Source organism: Colwellia sp. SU-HH01172, from assembly GCF_057553355.1.
On sequence record NZ_BAAJMB010000001.1, the window covers coordinates 159493 to 183011 of the forward strand.

At 38.5% G+C, this 23519-nt stretch carries 21 protein-coding genes; 8 read left to right on the forward strand and 13 right to left on the reverse strand.

The genetic code is table 11. The features are described from left to right. Positions 1-8 precede the first annotated feature (8 nt). The 4 genes from AC27JP_RS00745 (at position 9) to AC27JP_RS00760 (ending at position 1859) form a co-directional block, all read left to right on the forward strand. Positions 9-326, forward strand: coding sequence for an Mpo1-like protein (locus AC27JP_RS00745; protein ID WP_487111539.1), 318 nt, complete (start codon positions 9-11; stop codon positions 324-326). 39 nt (positions 327-365) lie between these two features. Then, positions 366-911 (forward strand): DUF1697 domain-containing protein, encoded by a 546-nt coding sequence (locus AC27JP_RS00750; RefSeq protein ID WP_487111540.1) that lies wholly within the window; start codon positions 366-368, stop codon positions 909-911. 281 nt (positions 912-1192) lie between these two features. After that, positions 1193-1651, forward strand: coding sequence for a hypothetical protein (locus tag AC27JP_RS00755; RefSeq protein ID WP_487111541.1), 459 nt, complete (start codon positions 1193-1195; stop codon positions 1649-1651). Positions 1652-1706: 55 nt separating this feature from the next. Beyond that, positions 1707-1859, forward strand: coding sequence for a helix-turn-helix transcriptional regulator (locus AC27JP_RS00760; RefSeq protein WP_487113400.1), 153 nt, complete (start codon positions 1707-1709; stop codon positions 1857-1859). Between the two features lie 17 nt (positions 1860-1876). Here AC27JP_RS00760 and AC27JP_RS00765 read toward each other — a convergent pair whose 3' ends face one another. The 5 genes from AC27JP_RS00765 to AC27JP_RS00785 form a co-directional block, all read right to left on the reverse strand. Next, positions 1877-4705 carry a response regulator gene (locus AC27JP_RS00765; RefSeq protein ID WP_487111542.1) on the reverse strand — a complete coding sequence of 943 codons (2829 nt, stop codon included), beginning with the start codon at positions 4703-4705 and terminating at the stop codon, positions 1877-1879. Between the two features lie 124 nt (positions 4706-4829). After that, positions 4830-5285: a hypothetical protein gene (locus AC27JP_RS00770; RefSeq protein WP_487111543.1), complete on the reverse strand. Its 456-nt coding sequence runs from the start codon at positions 5283-5285 to the stop codon at positions 4830-4832. 43 nt (positions 5286-5328) lie between these two features. After that, positions 5329-6666, reverse strand: coding sequence for a hypothetical protein (locus AC27JP_RS00775; protein ID WP_487111544.1), 1338 nt, complete (start codon positions 6664-6666; stop codon positions 5329-5331). A 95-nt stretch (positions 6667-6761) separates the two neighbouring features. After that, positions 6762-7958, reverse strand: coding sequence for a flagellar assembly protein T N-terminal domain-containing protein (locus AC27JP_RS00780; protein ID WP_487111545.1), 1197 nt, complete (start codon positions 7956-7958; stop codon positions 6762-6764). 8 nt (positions 7959-7966) lie between these two features. Beyond that, positions 7967-8713, reverse strand: a complete 747-nt coding sequence (locus tag AC27JP_RS00785; protein ID WP_487111546.1) for a flagellar basal body L-ring protein FlgH — start codon at positions 8711-8713, stop codon at positions 7967-7969. 191 nt (positions 8714-8904) lie between these two features. Between AC27JP_RS00785 and AC27JP_RS00790 the strand changes: the two genes are divergently transcribed. After that, positions 8905-9792: a hypothetical protein gene (locus AC27JP_RS00790; protein WP_487111547.1), complete on the forward strand. Its 888-nt coding sequence runs from the start codon at positions 8905-8907 to the stop codon at positions 9790-9792. Between the two features lie 260 nt (positions 9793-10052). Here AC27JP_RS00790 and AC27JP_RS00795 read toward each other — a convergent pair whose 3' ends face one another. From AC27JP_RS00795 to AC27JP_RS00810, 4 genes are all read right to left on the reverse strand, one after another. After that, complete coding sequence (locus tag AC27JP_RS00795; protein ID WP_487111548.1) at positions 10053-10775, reverse strand: winged helix-turn-helix domain-containing protein; 723 nt, start codon at positions 10773-10775, stop codon at positions 10053-10055. A 180-nt stretch (positions 10776-10955) separates the two neighbouring features. Further along, the gene (locus AC27JP_RS00800; protein ID WP_487111549.1) at positions 10956-11402 is read right to left on the reverse strand and encodes a hypothetical protein; all 447 of its coding nucleotides are present in this window, start codon (positions 11400-11402) and stop codon (positions 10956-10958) included. A gap of 325 nt (positions 11403-11727) precedes the next feature. Further along, positions 11728-12585 (reverse strand): ion transporter, encoded by an 858-nt coding sequence (locus tag AC27JP_RS00805; RefSeq protein ID WP_487111550.1) that lies wholly within the window; start codon positions 12583-12585, stop codon positions 11728-11730. Between the two features lie 53 nt (positions 12586-12638). Further along, a complete protein-coding gene (locus AC27JP_RS00810) occupies positions 12639-13289 on the reverse strand; it encodes an MBL fold metallo-hydrolase (protein WP_487113402.1) in 651 nt (216 codons plus the stop codon). Between the two features lie 455 nt (positions 13290-13744). Between AC27JP_RS00810 and AC27JP_RS00815 the strand changes: the two genes are divergently transcribed. After that, positions 13745-15082 carry a sodium-dependent transporter gene (locus AC27JP_RS00815; RefSeq protein ID WP_487111551.1) on the forward strand — a complete coding sequence of 446 codons (1338 nt, stop codon included), beginning with the start codon at positions 13745-13747 and terminating at the stop codon, positions 15080-15082. Between the two features lie 78 nt (positions 15083-15160). Here AC27JP_RS00815 and AC27JP_RS00820 read toward each other — a convergent pair whose 3' ends face one another. Beyond that, positions 15161-16351 (reverse strand): GGDEF domain-containing protein, encoded by a 1191-nt coding sequence (locus AC27JP_RS00820; protein ID WP_487111552.1) that lies wholly within the window; start codon positions 16349-16351, stop codon positions 15161-15163. 175 nt (positions 16352-16526) lie between these two features. Between AC27JP_RS00820 and AC27JP_RS00825 the strand changes: the two genes are divergently transcribed. After that, complete coding sequence (locus tag AC27JP_RS00825) at positions 16527-17648, forward strand: GGDEF domain-containing protein (RefSeq protein WP_487111553.1); 1122 nt, start codon at positions 16527-16529, stop codon at positions 17646-17648. 13 nt (positions 17649-17661) lie between these two features. Here the strand turns inward: AC27JP_RS00825 and AC27JP_RS00830 are convergent, their stop codons facing one another. Next, entirely contained in the window at positions 17662-19104 is a 1443-nt protein-coding gene (locus AC27JP_RS00830) for a DNA recombination protein RmuC (RefSeq protein WP_487111554.1), read from the reverse strand. A 68-nt stretch (positions 19105-19172) separates the two neighbouring features. Further along, positions 19173-19397 carry a TIGR02922 family protein gene (locus tag AC27JP_RS00835; RefSeq protein ID WP_487111555.1) on the reverse strand — a complete coding sequence of 75 codons (225 nt, stop codon included), beginning with the start codon at positions 19395-19397 and terminating at the stop codon, positions 19173-19175. Positions 19398-19554: 157 nt separating this feature from the next. On the opposite strand from AC27JP_RS00835, the gene AC27JP_RS00840 reads away from it, so the two are divergent. Further along, positions 19555-21036 carry a hypothetical protein gene (locus AC27JP_RS00840; RefSeq protein ID WP_487111556.1) on the forward strand — a complete coding sequence of 494 codons (1482 nt, stop codon included), beginning with the start codon at positions 19555-19557 and terminating at the stop codon, positions 21034-21036. Positions 21037-21410: 374 nt separating this feature from the next. On the opposite strand, the gene AC27JP_RS00845 is transcribed toward AC27JP_RS00840, so the two are convergent. Then, a complete protein-coding gene (locus AC27JP_RS00845; protein ID WP_487111557.1) occupies positions 21411-23447 on the reverse strand; it encodes a S9 family peptidase in 2037 nt (678 codons plus the stop codon). Positions 23448-23519 lie beyond the last annotated feature (72 nt).

The window sequence follows — 23519 nt, forward strand, 5'->3', positions numbered from 1 at the left end:
ATTTTGAAATGACAGACTTTCCAACCAAAAAATACAAAACCTTTAAGTCTTTTTATCCATTTTATTTAAGCCAACATCAAAACCTTATCTGTAGAAGGTTACATTTTATTGGCTCTAGTTTAATCATTTTTATGCTGGTTTACATTCTGCTTAGTTCAGCTTGGATACTGCTGTGGACTTTACCATTAATGGGCTATGGCTTTGCTTGGCTTGGACACTTTTTCTTTGAAAAAAACAAACCTGCCACTTTTACTTACCCTTGGTATAGCCTACTTGGCGACTGGGTAATGTATAAAGACATTTTAACGGGCAAAGTAAAGATTTAATCCACTATTTTTATCAAATTGAATGTAAGGTTTAAAACCATGGCAGTATATATTTCTTTATTACGCGGCATAAATGTCGCGGGCCAAAAAATTATTAAAATGGCTGATTTACGGGCCTTATATCAGCAAACTTCATTGAGCAATGTGCAAAGTTATATTCAAAGTGGCAACCTAATGTTTACCAGTAATGAAAGTCAATGTAGCGATATTGCCAAGCAAATAAATAAGGCTATTTGGGCAAAATACCAGTTTGAGGTGCCAATATTTGTACTCACGCCAGAAGCCCTAGAAAATGCCAGAAATAACTTACCTTTTAACGATATCAATCTTGCCCAAGACGGTAGCAAAATATTGCTCTGTTTTCTGTCGGAAGTACCAAGTAATTCAATTGAATTATTGAGCCCTTACCTAAAAGCTAATGAGCGCATGGATATTATTGACCAAGTGCTTTACTTGCACTGTGAAGACGGTTTTGGTCGTTCCAAATTAACCCACAGCCAGATAGAGAAAAAACTAAACGTTAGTGCCACTGCACGCAATTTGAAAACAGTTGATAAGTTACTTGCGATGGCAAGCACTTATTAGCACTAGTGCATAGCTTCAGAGCCCTACCCGCCAGACTTTAATATTAAACTGTCAATAAAACGCTTTAATATCAGCTCATCTCTCTTCCACACAAGCTAATTAGCTTGCAATAATCACCGTAGCAAAGTTAAAAATACAATACACAATGTAAAAAATATTTGACTTACCTGGCAAGTCCTACTATAGTCGAAATATTATTACATTATGTCAAAAATTTCATACATGAAAATTAACTATTGTAAGAACCTATTGGCAGTAAAAATACAACATAAGGGATAGATATGTCTTATAAAGAACGCAGTATTTGGGTGTCGTTAGCGATAACCTTGTATATTTGGTTTAATTATTTTTCTGAACTTTATTGGTCGGCACAGCAAAATAGCTTAACAACAAGCAGTATGCAGTCAGCGCTATTAACTGTGGTGGTCATGACCATAGTTTTAGAGATTTTACATCATATTGTTATCGCCATTATTGACAATAAAAATGCTAATTACGATGAAGACGAACGAGACAAGCAAATATCACTTATTGGCAGCCAAAATGCTTATTTTATTTTAAGTTTTACCACCATTACTGCGGTACTACATTTGCTTTTCCCTGTGATGAGCCAAGGCTTGGTAGATGCGCTTAATTTACCAAGTGAGTATGTACTCATTAATATCATTATTTTTGGCGCCTTAAGCGCTGAAATCATAAAGTTTTCAACACAAGTATTCTATTACCGTAGAGGGTTTTAGTGTGGCAAAACGAATTAGCAATAATATCCGCCGCCTGCGTTTTGACGCTGACGAGATGACCCAACAAATGTTGGCTAATGTCGTTGGCGTATCGCGACAAACAATAGTCGCCATTGAGAAAGACAAATACTCACCTTCTTTGGAAGTAGCATTTAAAATTGCCGAGTATTTTAATGTGCCGTTAGATAGCGTATTTCAATATCAATAAATCAATTGGGCAAACATTTACCAAAGCACTTGGTCAATCTCATTAAGTAGGTCTTGGGCATGAGCATTGACTATTTTAGTTTGATTCTTCTTAATTGCTATTTCTAACTGTAAGGCATATTTTGATAAATCAGCAAAACCAAACATTTGTGCCGCGCCGGCAATTCGATGGGAAAGCCTAGCGAGCTTTTCTAAGTCGTCATTATTAATATGTAATATCAGATCTTGCTGCTCTAAAACTAAATTAGACTTAAATTCTTCGACTAAATCTGCCATCGCCACATTATTAAAATTGTTATTGGCTTTTTCAGTTGAGATATCACCTTCGTAATACTTAGCGATTGTCGGCACAAATATTTGTCGCTCAATGGGTTTTGATAAATGACCATTAAAACCAAGCGATAAATAATGTTCAATTTCATGCGACATAGCATTTGCCGTCAGCGCATAAACTGGGGTTTCATTGCCTTTTTGTCGAAGTATTTTAAATGCTTCAATACCATCCATTTCAGGCATTTGAATATCCATAAGAATTAACTTGGGTTCATGCTGTTCACATAACATCACCGCTTCACGACCATTACACGCGGTGATCACGTCTAAACCCAATGATGCTAACAGTCGGGAAATTAAGCGCCGGTTATCGTTATGATCATCGGCCAATAAAATTGTGCCTTGCAGCTGTTCTGGTACGGCATTGTTGTCTGCATCATTAGCGACAATTTTGCTTTCAATGACATCACTATCGGTATTTATCGAGCACGGCAAACTAAAAACAAAAACACTGCCTTGATTTAACTCACTCTCAACCTCTATGGTCGCCCCCATAATTTTAGCAAGTTGATCTGACAAACATAAACCAAGTCCGGTACCGCCAAAACGACGGCTGATACTACTATCACCTTGAGTAAAACTTTCAAATAGGTGATGTAGCTGTGAACTACTCATACCAATGCCACTATCGGTAATTTTAAAATCTAATCGGCCTTCACTTTGGCTGATTTTTAACTCAACATGACCTTTCGAGGTAAATTTAATGGCGTTTGAACACAGGTTTATTAGAATTTGCTTTACCCGAAAACCATCAATTTCAATGATAAATGGCGACGCTAGGCTATGAACAATTTCAAAAGTCAGTCCTTTCGACGTTGCTTGCAAGGTGAACATATTAGCTAACTCTTGCAATATTTCATGCAGGTTTTGCGCTTGTAATTCAAGCTCAATTTTATTGGCTTCAATTTTACTTAAATCTAAAATATTGTTGGTCAACTCTAACAAATGCAGACTGTTGCCATGAATAATTTCAACTTCTTTACTAATAAATTCATCATCTACATCACCACTTATGATCGCTTCCGCTTGGCCAATAACTGTGGTTAACGGGGTTCTGATCTCATGACTCATATTTGCGAGAAACTGGCTTTTGATATTATTGGCATTTTGCAATTCTTGCATTAAATACTCGAGTTCATTGGTTCTTTGTTTCACCTTTGACTCTAGTGCCTGGGTGGAGCGGCGTTCAATATCTCTTCGAGCAATTAAAAAAGCAATCAACAAAGCGCCAAAAACCACGATGATAATGAAATTTCGTTCCTGCTCGGAACGTTCCATTTCAAGCACTTGCAAACGCTTTTGCTGTTTGAGTTGATCAACTTGTTGTATCAATTGCTCAGAGTCAAACTGAGCCAATTTGCTATTTAACTCATCGTTTGCCATTTCAATATGGGCATGTAGAAACTGCTGATGGCTCGCTACCGCTTTTAAGGTTTGCTTTTGAGCAGCGAAGATAAGTGATTGCAGTGATAAATTATGTTTTACTTGTTCTTTGTATAACATCTTATTTGCCAGTTCATTCGATAGTTCCAGTTGCGTTAACGCTAAATCAAACTTCTCTTGAAGAAAGTAGGCTTTAGCTAAACTATATAAACTGCCAACATAGGCCTTATCATGGCCTTGCGCTCTGCTTTTAGCGACTCCCTCAATGGCATACGCAATCGCCTGAGCGGTATTGTTAAGATAATTATTTAATTCAGCAAGGTTATGCAAAATGCTAGCAGCATTATAGTCATCACCATTTTTACGGTGATAATCCAGTGAGCGAGTCATATAAAGTAACGCTTGCGGATAATCGCCAGCATATTTATATGATGAGCCTAAATCGCCATAGGCCATTGCCAAACCTTGCTCATCGGAAATTTCAGTACGCTGTTCAATAACGTCTTTGAACATGGCTATTGCTGTATCAAAACGCTTTAATTGTAAATGAAATATGGCGATATTATATTGAATGTCAATTTTATCAATAACACTGCCATATTGCTGATACAAAGGCTCTGCCTGCTGATAGCTAGATAACGCCTCTTCAAGCTTGCCCATCGCGCCATAAACCAAAGCAATATTGTTATGTAAATTTGCTTGAGCTATGGGTTCGTTAATAGATAAGTAATAGTTCAGTGCTTGTTGATATGATGTTAATGCTAAGCTGTTATTACCTTTATAATAGGCATAAACTCCAATTCTTTTATGTGCATCAGCTTCCAGCTGGGCAAATTTGTTGTTCTTAGCTAATTCTTGCTCTAAAACCGCACTTTCAATGGCATTATCTAGCATGCCTAATTGCTGATACAAACGCCCTTGCGCCGTTAAAACAGATAATTTATCAAGTGGTAGCAGTGCTTTATTTTGCAATAATAAGGTAACTTCTTGCAGTGCTTGTTTTTTATCAAGCATATTTTCAATGACTAATAATCTTTGTCCGAGGTTTTGAGTATTTACGGCAAAGCAAGCCGGTAAAAGACTGAACGAAAGGAAGATAAACAAGAGAAAAACTCGACCGGCAATAGCCAACGATAACACCTTAAAACACGCAGGTTTCTTATTATTATAATGAGAAACCTAGTTATAGCATTTTGCAATTCTTCTCTCAATGCTGAATATACGATTGCTTAACATTTGCGTGTTGAAATGGTGTTTAAGGGTCAAGTTTATGGTTAACTTCGATAGCGAACTCTTTTTCAAAGGCGGTATGACAAGCACGGCACAAGGTAAGTAATTTGCGGTATTGCACCACGGTTTCTTGACCATTTTTTTGTTCTGCTGCCAACATTAAATTTTGCGCTTGAAAGTACATTGATGTTTCAAATTCTTTGTAACGCATAACATCGACGCCTAATTGTTCAACTAGCTGCGCCATGACATGCCCAGGTGTTTTGCTTTGTTGAACAATCTTCTTTGCAGAGCGACTGACACTGATGAAATTATCCTGCAAAATACTGTGCCGAACCTGTTTCGTCAGTTCAAATAAAGCTGACATGTTGCCATTAAGCGATGACAGCTCACCTATCGAAGGAGCGCGCGCAGTCAGTGGCAAGGAAATAAATATCCAAGAACTAAAGAACAAATAGATTAATTTATCACGAGTTCGCATAATTTATGCTCTTATTAGCAAGTTACTGATTTTTAACTTCTGCTTAATTTAAGGTTAATGTCAGCTTGTAACGCAGTAAATCGTGATCAAAGTTAGTGCTGTCGATACCTTGATGAAAATTAAGGTAATCTTGATAGTCATCACTTTCTAAGCTACGTAATAACGTGACTTGGGTGTTATAGACATCATTATCCTGATTAATAATATCTTCATAGCCAGGTAAATTAACGCTGCTCGCTAACAGCCCTGACGCTTGACCATAGGAAGTCCACTTTACTGGGATCAGTTGCTCTGTGGTCGGAGCATAAGCAATATAATCAAACGCAATTATCGCCATTGGGTAATTACTTACCGCACTATAGTCATAGCTACCATCACTGGAAATTTCACTGTAATAACTATCATCAAGTTCAGGAGCAGACTTAATAGCTTCAACATCAAAAACATCTTGCGTACGGGTGGATATTTTTTGGTGCAAACTTTCATAACGAGAACTGCCGAAGACACTATCCGTCAGTCGCAGTAATTGCACAGACTCACTAAAGTACTCACTTTCACTGGTATAACTATGATCGTCAAAAACCAATGTCTGTGCCGCATCTTGTGCGACTTCAGTATGAAAATGTTGTCCCGAAGAAAATCGCTGAACATGTGAAAAACTATCATGTTGTTCCGCTAGCGCTTCACTGGTAGCAACCTCAACTGCGGCGAGCTGCCAAGTGCCTTCGTCATTACTATCAAAATCCGCTAAAAAGTCCCCTGCACCGATAGCAATGCCATCACCATCAACACCTGAAACCATAAATGTTGCCATTGGCCAGTCACTATCACTTTCCCTACAAGCTTCCACTTGGTTAAATTGAGTTGTCTGATCATCGATACTTGTTAGAGACTGATAAGATAACGAACTTGCTGCTTGCGTGATGCTAGCAAAACTTCTGTGGCGTAAAACCAGATCTTGACTAATGCACTGACACTCCTGACTCAACTCATTAGGCTCAAAAGGGGATGAATATTGGTATTCATTGTTCGCCAAACTATGATAAAAGCTAGCGATATCTAATCCTGCTATTTCTTCATCATCATCAACGTCCTTGGCTACAATAGTATAATTAATATACTGTGATGTTGTTGTGAAAGAAATTTGGCCATTACTGTCCGCGCTATAACTCTGTAATGTTTGCCAGCTGTCGTCTTGCAGCAGCAAATTAACTTCAGTGACAGGAATTTGGCTACCACAAGCATTAGTGTAACTCGCCGTGAGTGTAAACTGATATTCTGTATCCGGTTGCTCGGTTTCTGATTCAGACGAACTGCTTGAGCCACAGCCTTGTATAATAAAAATAGTCGCCAAAGTTGTGGCGCGTAAATAGCTAAACATTAAAACTCCAATAAAATTTACAACAAAAAACTAAAGAACTAAGCCGTTACTTGCCACTATTACCTATAGCAGCACGGCTTAAATTTTAAATATGCTCACGAAGAATTCACTAGGGTTACCAAATCGAGTAATTGGCTGCTGCCAATAACACTGACGCTATCACTAGTTAACGTGGCGCTATGACTATCAACTTGAATGACATGTAAGCGACGTAAGTGGTCTTGATTAAGAGCCGGTAAAATAGTGCCGCTAGGCTCATCTATTAACCTAAGCTTCGACAATTCAAAAACATCACCAAGTTTGACACCATGCTGCAGACCATTATTGATGATGACTTGGCTATTTTCTTTACTCACGATTTGGGCAATACTTGGCTGGCACTCTAAACTATCATTAATATCAGTAACGGCACTGTTGACGGTATTTAACATCATACGACCAAAGTCACTGCGCCAAAATAAACTACCGTTAGTATCGACAACATAGGCATCTTCAAATGGCCAATTTGCTTCTTGATGATAGCTTTTTTCCAATAAAACTCTGCTTCTCAGCGCATCGTATAAATACACATTAAGCGTAAAGTTTCTCCGAACATTAATATCATCAATTAGCAAGTTGTCTTTAACTTGCTCAAATAAACTAACATCTCGAATATAACCAAACAGAATGAATTGACTGCCGTGCAAGTTAGCTAAATAACGAGCAGTTTTACCAAGATAGTTTGAATCAATGTCTAATGACTCTGAACTGGTCAGCGATTGATTTAATAATTCAATTTTCGCGATGCTGGGCTCTGAAAGCAGCTGCTGTTTAAAGCGTTTAGATATTTGCTCTCCTAAATCGAACAAGCCACCCGGGGCGGCTTGAGTCTGTTTAAGTAAAGGTAGCTGAGCAACAATTAAAGACTTCTTAAGCTGTTGTTCGACATCACAGTCATTAAAAATATCAATATCAACTTTGACAGTGACGGAAAGAATGTCGTCATCAATTGATTCATTAATGATTTCGACTCGACGAATGCGGTTTTCACTTCTCAATACCGTTTTACTGCTAATGAGTAAACCGTCCAATGAGACATTTTCAGCGCTGACAAAACTACTGGTCAATAGGGATGCATTCGCTATTGCTCGTTTGATTGCCATAGTGCGTTTTTCGGCAAAATCAAAATTGCCGACGCGAACTTGTGCACTGCCCTGATACCATTGCGCTTTGCTGGTAAAGCTAATAAAAGCAAGGGCAACTATACCCATTAATATTTTAAAGCTTCTGGCTTTAGCGGTTTGAATTAACATAATGATGTTTAATCTATAATGCCAAAAAGTTTACTTAGCAAAGAAGGTGATTGGTTTTCCTGCATATCACCTTTGCCACTAAACTCTATCCGCGCATTACCAACTTTAACCGAGCTAATGGTGTTATCTAAGGCTATATCTTCAACCCGTATTTCACCGGAAAAACGAATATATTCTTCGCCTTTATTTAGGGTGATCCATTTTTCACCAGCGACAATTAAATTGCCATTGCTCATCACTTCCCAAACATAAACAGTAATGTCGCCTTTTAAAAAGTTCTTTTGTTTTGTTTGCGCCGAACTATCAAACTCTTTTTCCTGTTCATAATCCGCACTTAAATCATTATTACCGACATTCACTGACCCCAAGTTCAAAGTCACAGGTTCGAGGGCAAAACTACCTGACTTATCGGTTTGATAATTTAATGACTTAGTCGCAGAGGTTTTTTCTTCCAAGCGAACAAGGATCATATCGCCTACTAGATAATGGCTGCTTGGCTGATACAAGCCAACCGCTTTGGTAGGTGAAAAAAGTGAACCTGATGGTGATTTCACTTGCTCAACTTGCGTACTTCTAATCGGACGAAAAGCCGATTCACCACGCATAATTTCTTTAGGTTTTGTTGTTATCGGTCGTTGGCTAACTTTAGGGTTACTGGGCGCATCTGCAACCACTTGTTCATCAAGCGTAGCATTGCTACTGCACGCTTGAAGCACTATGGCAATAACCAGAGTTTGATAAATTTTGTTATACATATAATAGGGTGAGTCAAAATAAAACCATACTTTATTATTTCATCCTAGCAGATAGATTTATCTACAGTTTTTTTAAATAAAACTAAAGAAATATTAATTATGTAATGAAGTGTAAAGCTACTTGCTACTTTAAACTCAGCCACCAACAATAGTTTATGTGAATAAATTTATTTATAGCGACAACGCTGAATATGAACGCATTAAACTTACAGTCAGATATTGTTCCAAGCACGACAACAAACCTGTCGAATACCACAAACACCTTCGCCAGTGTCGCTGATGATTTCGGTGATTGGGCACAGAACTCTATTGAGCAATTGGCTAATTTTGATTTTTCAAATAGCTTTAGTAACTTACTAAATCAAGCAAGTGAAACTACTGAAGAACCTGCAATTGAAACTGTCGCCAGTCAAACCAATGATGTGGTTGATGTAACCGCAAATATTCAACAGTTTTCTGAAAATTTAGTCCTTAATGCAGATAGTATGGCCAGCATGCAAAGCGGCTTATTGTCAACATTGGGTTTATCAGCACTCAGCGATGGTGATGGCTCAGACATACTTTCACAGTTAGTATCAACATCTGACGCGTCATTAGAAAGCTTACAATCATCACTATTAACAAATTTACAAAGTAATTTATTTAGCTCTTTTATCACCCCAACACCATCGACAATGAGTAGTGACTCGACAACAGGTTCAAGCTTGAGTAATGCGGTAACTGCCGTGGCTGAGCAAAGTTCAATATTGACACAGCTTGCTGACTACTCTTTTGGTGATAATGGTATAGATTTAACCGACGGATTTGATACCGTTAATATCCTTCAACACATCCCACTGCTTTCAAGTATTTATCAAAGCTCAACTGGGGATACTATCGAAGCTGCAGCAAAACTTGGTGGTGGTTTTCTATACGGTGGCACTGTTGGTTTGGCCTTTTCGGCTGCAGATTTGGCAATAGAATATATGAGCGGTACATCGATAAGTGATAAGATAACTAATTTTAACTTTAGCGAGTTATTGTTCAGTGCCGATGACACCCCAACGAATTCATCAAAGCCAGCACCCAGCTATCGTTAGTTTGACCAATACCATGATTAACAGATAAGTAATCAACGTCCTTTCAATGTCGTCAACATTTGTTCAATAAACTTTTGCCACGAGAATACTCGTCACAGATAATATTCCATATCGCCTAGTGCAGAATATCTTGATAGGATTTTACACTGGTAAATAAGCCGAACTTAATGGCTATTAATACATGAAACTAGTCAATGAGATTAAAAGTACGGTTCATTTGCTGACATAAAAACTTACGCCAGCAGATAGAGTAATAAAAATTAACGTGCAGACATTTGCATTAAAGACTCTTGTAAAAAAACGTAGCCGCCACCGCGAATCGTTTTAATCACACTCATTTGGCTTTGCTGTTGTAAGCATTTTGCTAGTTTACGACGAATATTACTAATATGAACATAGATGCTGCGATCATAATAAGAAATCGTTCGACCCAATGCCTGCATGCTAATATCTTCCTTTGCCATTATTTTTCCGGCATTTGCCATTAAACAATGCAAGACTTCAAACTCCAAGCCAGTAAGTTCAAGGGTATCGTCACCACAATAAGCTTCACGAGTAGCTAAGCATAGAGAAATATTATTTACGTCTAATGTCTGTCGTTTGGGTTTTAGTAAAACGTGATTACTTCGCCGCATGATGGCATTAATTCTCGCTCTACGTTCACGTTCATCTAAGTTACTGGCTAAATATTCATCGGCGCCAATTTCAAAAGCATATAAGCGATCATAAAAGTCTTCACGATTTGATAGCATAATAATCGGCGTTAACTTGCTGTCTTTAAAACGCTTAAGCAATTCAAAGCCGAACAGTTTCGGAATTGAAATATCGAGTAAAATCAAATGATAATCTGCGGTAGATTCTTGCAAAAACACATTCATTCCATCACGGCTGATAGTGACATCAAAGCCGTCATTGGTTAATTCTAATGTGGCCTTTGCTGACAGATTATTATCACTGACAACTAGCAATATTGTTTTTCTCATTAAACAGTAACCCTTTTTTAATTATCATTTACAACTATCATCCATGAGAGTTTTGACTAGTCGTCATATTTATCCGTATTTTTCGGCAGAGTTATTTTCAAATACATAGCGCTCCCCCAATCTACGGCAAAGAGTTGCACACTAGCGGCAACTCCTTGCCGCTTCGATGCAATGAAACACTTATGCACTTGCCACACGCTGGCTCTGTGGTGACACAGCCATATAGGCATTAATGGCAGGTGAATTAGCCTGAGCCACTTCATTGAGTTGTATATCTGGCACTGCTTCTGTAGGTATATGACTCAACAAGCCCTCAGTAGAAACACCTAACATTGAAGACAAGCCAGCAATGGCATTTGGTGCCTGTTTAGTCATTGCCTCAGCATCAAATGTTCCACTTGCCTTTTGTTGATGAACTTCACTTAAAAAATCTTCAACTTCCGCTTGCTGCGCAGGATTTAAATTTGCTAAAAAATTTCCTATTTTCGCTTCATTACTGATGTTGGTTTGTACTGCTGGCGCTGCTTCCTGAGATAATGGCTCATTAGTTAAAGGCGCGTTAACCTTGTTGGCATCATTAAACGATGAAGCATGAACCGCTGGGTTATTAATTGATGTAATGTTCATTTAGTATTCCTTGAAATAAAAATTTTTCACTCAACGAATCAAATGCAATTTGCAGACTATTTTAATTCTTTTAATGTCAGTAAACGTAAAGAACTGTAAAGATGCTACAGGTTTATTAATAACTGCCGATATTGCCGCAAAAAAATAACCTGATTAGTGAACGCAAAGCTATATTTGTTTGTTTTTTGAGCTGGTACAAATTGTCTTTTCTTATTTTTGAGACAAAAAAAGAGCTAATCCATGATTAGCTCTTTTCTATTTCACTATGGTATTGCTTATATGTTAATAACCTATGCAATCGGCAAGACTTTGCCTCTGCTTTATACTATGACGTCATTTTCTCACTCGCGTTGTCAATTGGCTGTTTAGCAATCAATAGCGCCTTAATTTCACTGAGCTCTTGCTCAAGTTTTTCTATTTGCGCACGACTCGCAGGCTCGCCACCTTCAGCACTTTCACCGTGAGCTTCAGCGCGGAAGTTTTCATGCTCTTGCCCCATCACTTCTAAAATTGTCCCTACCATCATATTCAAGAAGATAAATGCGGTCAGGAAAATAAAGGTTAAGTAATAAATCCAACTGATCGGATGCACCGCCATGGTTTCGTACATAACATCGGTCCAATCTTCAAATGTCGCGACGCGGAAAAGTGTCAACATAGAAATGGAAACATCACCCCACAAGACTTCATTTATTTGATGGAATAAAATGCTGCCAATAGCCGCGTAGATATAGAAAATAACAAACATTAGTAAAGCAATATAGCCCATACGAGGTATGGCTTTTATTAAGGCATTAATTAACAACCGCAGCTCTGGCACCATAGAAACTAAACGTAGCACTCTAAATACCCGTAATAAACGCGCCAACAGTACGCCTGAGCCTCCTGTCGGTATTAAGCTGCCAATCACGATAATGGTATCAAACACATTCCAGCCACTTTTGAAAAAGGACTTTTTGTCTTTACAGGCAATAAAACGAATAGTGATTTCTATCACAAAAAACACCGTAATAGCACTATCTAAGAAGCCAAGTAAACTAACAACTTGCTCGGGTAAATCATGAGTTTTAGCGCCAATAAGTAACGCTGAAATAACAATAACCGTTATAACCGACCACTGGAAAATAGGACTGGAATCTATTTTTTTTAATCGACTTTGTGCTTGATAAACAAATGAAGACATTTCAATTAGCTCTTTAAATTTATTGGGTTAATTAATTAATGACAAATAGGCTTTTACTTTACACCGACAGCATAATCACTGACATGAGGGTTACTTTTTCGCTCTGCGCCAAAGGTACTCATCTGGCCATGTCCAGGGATAAATTGTACATCATCTCCCAAGGGAAATAAGTTTTCACGAATAGAACTAATTAACCTTGCATGATCGCCACGTGGAAAGTCAGTACGACCAATTGAACCGTGAAAAAGAACATCACCAACCTGGGCAAGTTTTGACGCCGCATGATAAAAAACGACATGCCCTGGGGTGTGGCCTGGGCAAAAGTAAACCTCAAGTTCTATATTGCCAAAGTGAACTTTATCGCCTTGGTTTAACCAACGGTCGGTGCTAAATGTGTCAGCATGTTCAAAACCAAAACGTGCTTTTTGTTCGGGAATTAAGTCTATCCAAAATTGATCTTCTTGATGAGGTCCTTCAATTGGAACATTATAAAAATTAGCAACACTTTGTGTCGCGCCAGCATGATCAATATGGGCATGGGTTAGTAGCACTTTCACTAAAGTTAATTGCTGTTGTTCAATCGCCGCTTGAATTAATTCGATATCTCCACCGGGATCAATCACCACAGCTTCTTTAGTTTGTTGGCACCAAAACAAGGTGCAATTTTGCTGAAATGGCGTAACGGGGATGATCTGATATTGCAACATACAGGCATTAATCTCATTAGCTAATATAAAAACAACGCATTACACAATAAAAGTAATGAGTTTTAAGTACACAGCCTGAACTTTGGATAATAAAAATTAAAAACACAATTATTTCAATGCATTATCAACACCCAATTCGACAGTAGTGGTATTTATGTCTAGTTTAAGGCGTTCAAGCGTGCCAACGAGTTATTGGCAACTTGAACAATGTAGAAATAGGCGTTAATAGCGCTGCTGTAACATTTAGTTTATCCCGAGCTCAGGTTACATAGTAATATAAGGTTCAATTGCCATATTACAAGCCATATTCTCGTAATATCGAGCGTAAAATAATTGCGTAAATTTACAAAAACATAAACTTATCAAAAACAAATTGGTAAAAACACTTTGCTAACGAGTGTGATCTAGGTAAGCTCGAACCAAAGTATTAACAACAATAATAATTATCATTTATGAGCACTATTAGAGATTCATTTCATTCGAGAATAGGTTTTGTTCTCGCCGCTGCAGGTTCAGCAATTGGTTTAGGTAATATTTGGGGCTTTCCCACACAAGCGGCAAACAATGGTGGCGGTGCATTTTTATTCGTTTACCTCATTGTTACGGTTTTATTAGCACTTCCCGCCTTATATGCTGAAGTTTATATTGGGAACCAAGCACAAAAAAACCCCGTTTCAGCATTACAAGATGCCTGTCGTGATACCGCACCTAAGCTTGGAAAATACGCCGGACTCATTGGTTTAAGTGGCGCAATTATGATGTTAAGTTTCTACACCATAGTGGCTGGTTGGATGTTATCGCACGCCCTATCACCACTCTTTGAGCTATTGGGTCATCATGATCTTTCACAATGGCTAGCGACCTCAAGTACGCAAAGAAACTTAATGTTTACGCCACTGTTTATTTTATTAGGCGCGGCTATTATTCACCAAGGTGTTAATGCCGGCATTGAGAAATGGTCAGCGCGTTTAATGCCAGTGCTGCTTATTATGCTAATTGGCTTAATCATTTATATTTTACAACAACCTGGTGCTGAGCAAGGTCTAAAAACTTATTTAATACCTGACTTTACACAAGTAACGAACCCTAAGTTAATTATTTCTGCCATGGGGCAAGCCTTCTTCTCGTTGTCTATCGGGGTTGGCGGCATGATGGTCTATGGCTCGTACATGAAAAAAGATCGAGATATCGGAAAATTGGCGATATCTATTACCGCACTCGATACTTTTATTGCCTTTATGGCGGGTTTATTAATTATCCCTGCGCTATATGTCGCCCAAGAAGCCGGGCAACAAGTTTTTCAAGGGGATCAATTAATCGGTGAAGGCCAATTAATTTTTAATATTTTACCTGAATTATTTAACTCTATGGGCACAGTCGGCATGATAGTGGCGATTAGCTTTTTCTCCTTGTTATCCATTGCCGCATTGACTTCAACCATTTCATCGACAGAAGTCCCCGTTGCTTACTTAGTTGAAGATAAAAACTTTAGCCGCTCAAAAGCAACTTGGTTAGTATCAGGCATAGTATTGAGCGCCAGTATGATATTAATTGCCTTCTTTGACAGTTTGTTTGGCGTGGTAATACAAGTACTAACCACTATTTTGCAGCCATTAAGTTGTTTGTTCTACTTTATTGTTGTTGGTTGGTTATGGAAACGTGGCAACAAATTACGTGATGTTTCACTACAGCAAGGCAGAAAGTGGCTACCGATATGGGGCAATTACTTACGCTTTGTTTGTCCGTTATTGTTAACTGTAGTGTTTGTTAATGTCGCGATTTTAAATTAGCAGTATTCCTTAGCGTTAATCTAAAAAGCCAATGATAGATGTCATTGGCTTTTTTATTTTATGAAAGTGGTTGAGCCCTTACGTGCTCACTTGATTTCGACCCGCTTTTTTAGCGCGATATAAGGCCTGATCGGCCAACTTCAATGTTTGCTCAAAACTCAATTTACTCGCTCTTGCCGCTAAGCCAATAGAGATAGTGACACTTACAGTTTTAGCATTAGTGTTTTTCTTATTCGCTCTGGCTTTTTTGCTTTTCCGCTGCGCTTGGCGAATAACAATTTTATAATCTTCAACCGCTTGCCTAACCGCTTCTAATAAAGGTAGTGCTTGCTCAGGTGTTTTACCTGAAAAGACAATAGTGAACTCTTCTCCGCCATAACGAAAAACTTTGCCGCCACCTTTCACTTGCGCCAATTTACTTGCCACTAATTTTAACACTTGATCGCCAATATCATGACCATAGGTATCATTAAATTTTTTAAAATGATCAATATCAAGCATTGCCACAGTGTATTTTCGCCCCAACGATAACGCTAATTGGTTCAGGGCTCGGCGCGACGGTAAACTAGTAAGTTCGTCTCGGTAAGCGAAAAGGTAGGAATCGACCAAGACAATACAAAGATAATGCAGCGTCATTAACGTCAGTAAAACGCTCCAAGGTAGCAGAATATACTGATAGTAATGCCCTAACCAAATAACAGTGCTTGTTAGCAGCGCAGTGCTAACTAAGCTTTTCTCTCGCAATATTTGCCACAATAACACTAGACCACACAACAACAATGGTAGTTCTAAGCCAACATATTTAAGCCAAGGAGCCAATATAGAAAAGCTTGTTAACTTAGCTAAAACATCCGTTTGAATATCCAACCAATAAAAACTCGCCAATGCGACACTAGCTATTAATATCGCTCGATATAGGCCATGTATCGACAACAAACCACGATCTTTCACTAAACTCAGTAGCGCAAATATCGCAGCTAAAGATAGCGTTAGCCATTGGTCATTGACAAATAACGTTTTACTCCAAGGTAAAATATTAGACAGGTTCAAATAGAATATTAGCAATAACGTAGCGCTGATAGCTAAACGACTGCGATTAAAATAACTTGATAAAACAATAGTGATAACAAGTAAACCGTAAAGCACTTGTTCAATAAGATTAATTTTTGCCAACCAAACAGATTGAAACTCAGCCAACAACCAAAATGCAATAAAGAAAACAATTAAGCTAATAAACCTATGTTTTAGGCCGCTGAAAAACTGAATCAAGCGTAACTCCACATAAAAATGTCGACCAATTCGACCTTACCTACCTTTTTAACCCCAATAATCGCAATGAAAACTGACGTTAACTCTGTATAATAAAACGCAACACTGTGTGGGCTTAAAGCCTTAAGTATCACGCAACTATACTATTAAAAAACATAACAAAAAAAGTAACAATATGTCTTTACTGCGAAATATATTAGATATCGGCACTGAATCGCAAGCTTTTGCCAGTGCGAATAGAATTCGTACGTTAAATTTTATCGTCATATTTTCCACAATTGTTTCCGCGCTCTATACGCTGTGCTACATTTTTATTATTGAACACCCTTTAGTTGCTCTGCTAAATACCCTATTCACCCTGAGCTATTTAGTCACCTTACGCTTTCATTATTATCGTGCCCAACGTGGCGCTAAAACTTGGTTTTTCTGTGTCTTAATGCTGCATATTTTTGTTTGTACAAATGTTTATGTCACTAATGCATCAGGGTTTCATTTATATTACTTCCTTGTCCCCACCGGCGCATTTCTGTTATTCGAGCTCAATGAAAAAGCGGAGAAAATAACCCTCAGCACTATCGCTATATTTTTATTTTTTTACTGCCAAAATACCGTAAATGTTACACCCTTAATAACTCTTAGCTCAGTATTAAACCAAGCTATTTACCAATCAGTAGTTTTTGTTAATATGCTCGAAGTCGTTATTGTTATGACCTTATTTACCAATGAAATTGAGCGCAATGAGAAAAAACTTATTCTACAAGCAACCACAGATTCTCTTACCGGCATCGCTAATCGACGCTATTTCTTCGAACAAGGGGAAGCGCTAGTTAACAACAGTAACCACCAACAGCAACCTTTAACCATCTGTTTGCTTGATTTTGATTATTTCAAAAACATTAATGATCAATATGGTCACTGTGCCGGTGATCTTTGTTTAGTTGAAGTGAGCAAATTGATCAGCAGCTTTTGTCGGCCAAAGGACTTATTTGCTCGCATTGGTGGTGAAGAATTCGCAATGATCATGGCCAATACCCAGTTAGAAGAAGCAAATCAACGGGCAAACTTAATCCGTAATACCATAAAAGCACACAAAGTTTCTGTGATTGGTGAAAAAAGCTTTAACTGCACGGTTAGTTTTGGCTTAGCCTGCAATCATTCCTCTGACCCAGAGTCAGCAGATGCAGGCCATAGCGACTTAAAAACGCTACTAAACTGTGCCGATAAAGCGCTATACCAAGCAAAACTTACCGGGCGAAATAGAGTAGTAAACTATAATAGTGCCGTTGGTAGCTCCTAGTTACGACAAAAAATTAATCACTTATTAATGCCGTATCTTGTTCTTCCGAGTTAATTTCAACTTGCTCTATTTTTTCAAAGCGACTGCTAATTTTATCTGCTGATGTATGAATTTGTTTTACATCAGTTGCCGCTTGGTCAATATGCTTAGCAAGGTTAGCAAAACGCCCTTTAAAACGAGAAAAGTCAGCAGCAAGATGTGATAAGTGCGCTTGAATTACATGTATTTGTTTGCGTGTTGCCTCATCTTTTAGTACCGATCGTGCCGTAGTTAAAATCGCCATTAACGTGGTTGGCGATGCCAGCCAAACACGCTTTTTATTCGCATACTCCACCAAGTCACTTTGATGGGCGTGAATTTCAGCGAAAATAGCTTCGGCAGGAATAAACATCACAGCACCATCAGCGGTTTCTTTTTCAATCAGATATTTATCACTAATATCATTAATATGCTTTTTAATATCGAGCTTGAATTGGCGCTCTGCCGCTTTACGGTCAAATTCACCTAAGCTATTATCAGCCATTTTCTTGTAGCTCTCTAACGGAAATTTAGAATCCACCACAACATTGCCAGTCGGCTCTGGCAAAAATAAAATGCAGTCGGCAATTTTACCGTTAGACAAGGTGTGTTGAATAGCGAAATGCTGCTCAGGTAAAACATTTCGAATCAGAGAATTAAGCTGCACCTCACCAAATGCACCTCGTGAACGTTTATCTGATAACACTTCCTGCAAGCTAACAACATTACTGGAAAGCTCAGTAATTTTTTTCTGCGCGTCATCAATGAGCGCTAAGCGTTGTAAAATATCATTAAAGGTTTTCGTGGTTTTTTCAAAACCGTCCGCTAAACGTTTTTCTACCTGACCACTAATATCTTTTAGTCTGTTGTCGGTAGAAATGGTAAGTTCATCAATACGTTTAGTCATTTGTTCACTGGCCAAATGTAACGACTTAGCCATTTCTTCACGACCCAACTTGGTCATAGTTGTTAATTGATTAATCAGCTGCTCTAGTGACTTCACCTGGTTACTGTTAAAGCTAACATGATGTTCATGCAATGTTGCTTTAAGCTGTTCACTATGGCTATGCAGTAACTGAGCTTGCTTTTCCCCTTGCTCACCGTGTTGGCGTAATAACTTTAATTTAAAGTCAGCAATTTGTTGCTGAAAATAAGCTTTTAATTCACTTTGTTGGTTGGCTAAATTTTGATGATTAATATTGAGTTGCTGTTGCAGCTGTTGTTGATTATTGCCACTAACTTCGTAGCTAAGATTTACTTTTTCTACTAGTTGCTGCAACAGCTCTTGCTGGGCCAATACTGCTTGTTGATTAGCGGTTAATTTTCGAAATAATAAAAAAATCACAACAAACAAGAAGAGCAGCAAAACGATAGAGGTAGCAAGCAATATCGGTGTATTGTCTAAAGTTAACCAAGTTAGCGGAAAAGTTGAATTCATAAAAAACGCCAGACACTGTAAATATTAACAGTTATTAGAGCATAATTTATTGATGAGGTTAATAACTTTTAAGTTCTGTCGCCGACTTTATTTAAAATAGAGACATCACCATCACAAACAGCAACGATAGATTTATCAACTTTAAAGCTGTCTGGTATCACAACTCGGCCGGTTTTACTTTGTGGAAAAGTATGCACTTCATGCATAAGCTCTAGTGAGACATCACTATAGAAAATAATAGTGACAAGACGCCCTTCTACTTCACTACTTTTATCAAGTTGGTTTTCATCCATGTTAGCTTTCTACAATTTTTTTAGTATTTATATAGTGTAGTCTTAAATAAAATAATGCAAAAAATTAATTATCTATTCAGAGACTTAAGTTGACTCGACAAAACCTGAAATGTAAAATATTTGTTAAAAAACCATTCCCTCTACTTAAGGATAAGTAATGCTACAACAAAAAATTTGTCGATATTTAATTCTCCCAACAACAGTATTCATGACCGCATGTGGCGGTGGCTCATCGACTAAAGAAACGGCTACTCAAGCACCTGCTCCGGTCACTCCACCAGCGACTACAGTGACAACAACACAGGAATTTAACGGCAAAGTTATTGATGGTTATGTTTCTGGCGCCAAGGTATGGCTTGATATCAATGGTAATAAACAACATGACAATAGTGAACCATCAGCGATTTCTACTGATGCAGGAAACTATACTTTAGAGCTCAATGACGAGCAAAAAGACTGTTTGGCATACGCAACGCTTTATGTTGATGTTCCTGTTGGCGCAATAGATGAGGAATTAGGCGAAGTCACCGAAGCCTATCAAATGTCAAAGCCACCATTATTGGCCCCGATAAGTGATACTGATTTACTTCATATCTCACCGTTAACCACCGTATTATGGCAACAGCTAGAAAATAAAGTCTCAGCAAGTAGTCAATTCGTACAAAGTTGTCAAACACTCAAGGAAAATCATACCTTACGGGCAGAATTAGCCACAGAAATAGACGCTGTTATTAGAAACCTTGTTAGCCATTACAACATCTCTGCTGACGCTATTTACGCCGACTTTATTGCCACAGATAATGCAACGGCATATCAAGCAGCACAAAGTATTGTCACCGGGCTAAAAGCCGCCTATAGCCACAAGTTGTCTCTTGACGCAGAGTTCACAACAGCAGACGAAATAAGAGTAGAGGTTTATCAAGGTGAGCCTGCCGATCAAGATAACGCTTTCCCTGAGGCTTGGTATCGCCATAGCATAGTTTTTCTACCTAATGGCCATAGTTCGAAAACAGTAAAGCTCAACGATGATCTTAAGACGGTTGAACGGGTAATTTATGATCGAGAAGAAAGTGTTTCAACCTGGAACAATGGCAGCTTAAGCCTACAAAAAGATATTTATAGCCACACCGGCGGTGCACAATATATCTGCTCAAATAGTGAGTCTGCAACATTTATTGAAAATGGCATCGAATACCAATTATCAAATAGCAGCCCTAATACTACAGCGCCTAGCTTTGCAGCTTGTAATAACCAAAGCTTTGGCAATGGCAGCACTAAGTATTATTCGGTTAGCTATCAAGAATCAAACATCCACTATTACGCTAATTTCACGATTAATAGTGATTTAGCAGAGTTTGATAGTTTGAGCCATTGGCAGTCTTTGGCAGAGAAAGCGTCTGAACTTGATCACAGCGAGTTAATTGCTCATTTAAAACAATTGCCCTATCGATTCGATGACGAAGTCGTTATCGAAGTGTCAGAGTGGCATAAGCGCATTACCGATGACAGCAAAGCCACTCGAGTGCAAACTGATAAGTTTAGCGATGGGAGTTGGCAGCGCCTAACCTACCAAGCAGATTACACTTACATCAAAGAATGTAGTACCGATGGCATTAATTGGCAGCTATGCACTGGCTAAGCAGCCAGTTAACGTTGCCTGCTCATGCAGATACTTGAGCTAACGCCTCAGCATTGCAAAGAAAAGCCATAGAGCCACTATGCTACTTTCTGCCTGACAAAATAAAAACGGTAATTCAATGACTTGAATTACCGTTTTATATAATTTAGCTTCTCAACTGACGCCTAAATAACCTGAACTTGGGATGATGAGGATGAAAACATAACTATTTCAAAGCATTATCAACCCCCAATCTACAGTAGTGGTATTTATGTCTAATTCAAGGCGTTTAAGTGTGCCCAATAACGAGTTATTGGTAACTTGAACAACGTAGAAATAGGCTTTAATAGTGCTGCTGTAGCATTTTGCTTATCCCGAGCTCAGGTTAAACAACCTTATTTAAGATATTTATTCATCCAGTTAAACACTTCTTGATACCAAACCTTTAAGTTGTCAGGATTACGAATATGATGATCTTCGTCTGGGAACATCACTAATCGGCTGGGAATATTTTGACGTTGTAAGGCGGTAAAAGCCCCTAAGCTTTGCGCATAAGGTACGCGATAATCTAACTCACCTTGGATCACTAACATAGGCGTGCGCCATTCTTTTACAAAAGCTGCTGGGTTATATTTATTGTAGTCTTCACTACCTTCCCAAACCGGTCCGCCCATATCATGTTCTGGAAACCAAAGCTCTTCCGTTGAACCGTAAAAGCTTGGCATATCATATAAGCCAGCATGATTTACAATACAGTTAAAGCCATCTTGCCAATTACCTTGGATCCAGTTCATCATGTAACCACCGTACGATGCGCCTAGTGCGCAGGCATTACCGGCATCCATCCATGGCTGTTGCTTGGTAATAGCAGCAAAACCTTTTTGTAAATCTTCTAACGGTTTACCACCCCAGTCACGGGCGATTGAATCAGTAAATTTCTGACCGTAGCCAATTGAACCATGAAAGTCGATCATCACAACTGCGTAGCCTTGCGCCGCCCAAAGTTGCGCATTCCATCGGTAATGAAACATGTTACCAAAGCTGCCCTGTGGGCCACCATGCACTAAAAAGGCGATTGGATATTTACTGCCCGTTTGATAATTGGCAGGCTTTAACCAATATCCGTGTACCTCTTCATCATTCCAACCTTTAAAACTGAATTGCTCAAAATCAGCTAAAGTAATATTAGCTAATTTATCTTTATTCACTTGCGTTAATTGCTTTAATTGATAACCATCTCGGTCAATAGCAAAAATATCAGTCGGTGCAGCAAGTGCATGGCGGGTAAAAAAGACTTTATCAGCAGTAACAGCAATTTTACCAGCAGTGCCATCACTATAAACTGTGCGAACATCGCCAAACTCTGGGTTTATTTCAAAAATACTTTTTTGACCAACATCATTGGCCGTAACATACAAAGTGCGATTGTCATCTGCAAAGACTAATTCACTGACCGAACGATCCCATTGTTTAGCTACCGCGCGAGTTTTACCGGTTTGGCCATCTCGGATCATGACCGTAAACTTGTCTGATTCATAACCTGGAACAGACATTGCTTTGTACGCTAAGTATCTACCGTTAGGAGAATAAACCGGTTTGGCATCCCAAGCGCTATTTTCTGCAGTTAAATTATTAAGCTTTCTATTCGCTAGATTTACTTCAAAAATATCAAAGTTAGTATTCCAAGCTTGGTCTTTGCTTGGCAATTTCGCAGAAAAACTTAAAAGCGTACCATCTGGGTGAAAACTTACCTCACCTGCACCAGCAATGTCTCCTTGCCATGTCGGCATTAAATCCGTAGCTTGGGTAAAAGCGCCATGTTCAGCTCTATCCGCAATAAATAAATGTGACTTATAGTCAGTGTTCCATGTATCCCAATGACGTACCATTAATTGGTCGTAAGCTCTAACATTGTATTTTTTCTTTGCATCTGCTGCTTGTGCATCAAGGGTACATTGCATAGTTTCACAACCAGGCATCACAGTTAATTCAAGTGCAAATCGTTGTCCATCTCGAGACATTTGGAAACCACTGATACCCAAAGGCAGTGCTGATAATTGCTGTGCTTCACCACCGGTGAGTGGTAATTGCCAAATTTGAGAGCTACCACTACGTGAAGACAGAAAGTAAATGCTTTTACCGTCCTGTGCATAAATCACATTGCTTTCACCACTTTTATTGCTGGTTAATTGCTGCACCTGATTTGAGCTAACATTTTGTAGGTAAAGATGGTTGTCGTCAGAACGAATGCCTTTTTTTAAACGATAGATGAAACTATCAGCTTGTGGAGAAACAACAAAATCATGAATTTGATTAAACTCAGTTAACGCCGTTACATCTAAGGTATTTTGCTCTGCAGCTAGTGTAATATTTGCTACACCTGCCAGTGCCAATGTTGCGAATGCACTTAAATTGGTTATTTTTTTACTCATAACATCCTACTTATACTTTTTCTTATCACTTCTTGCCAGCTTAACAGCATGGCAGTGCCTATATAAATGTAG